The sequence below is a fragment of the Alkalihalophilus lindianensis genome (assembly GCF_032843265.1).
Lineage (GTDB): Bacteria > Bacillota > Bacilli > Bacillales > Bacillaceae_D > Alkalihalophilus > Alkalihalophilus lindianensis.
In genome coordinates this window covers 1-312 of record NZ_JAWJBA010000152.1, presented here as the reverse complement: position 1 = coordinate 312, position 312 = coordinate 1, and the positions used below count along the sequence as shown (strand labels likewise).

Genomic DNA, 312 nt, shown 5'->3' with positions numbered 1-312 from the left:
CAAGGTTGAAGCTACAAAATTTACGGAGGTAGGTTATGTTGGCCGCGATGTTGAATCCATGGTCCGCGACCTTGCCGAAACTGCCGTCCGTCTTGTAAAAGAGGAACGGATGCAGAGTGTACAGGAGCTTGCTGAAGAGAATGCCAACAGCAGGCTGGTGGAATTGTTAGTGCCGACGGCTAAAAAATCAACAAACTACAAGAACCCATTGGAAATGTTATTTGGAGGCGGAAATTCAACAGCCGATCAAGAGACACAGCAAGAAGATTATTCCATTCAAGAAAAACGAAAGATTGTGAATGAAAAGTTAGC

Annotated in this window: 1 pseudogene; it reads left to right on the top strand. The window is 44.6% G+C overall.

What is annotated here, in order from left to right:
- A pseudogene (locus tag RYX56_RS21735) lies at window positions 1-312 on the top strand (HslU--HslV peptidase ATPase subunit); the annotation flags it as partial.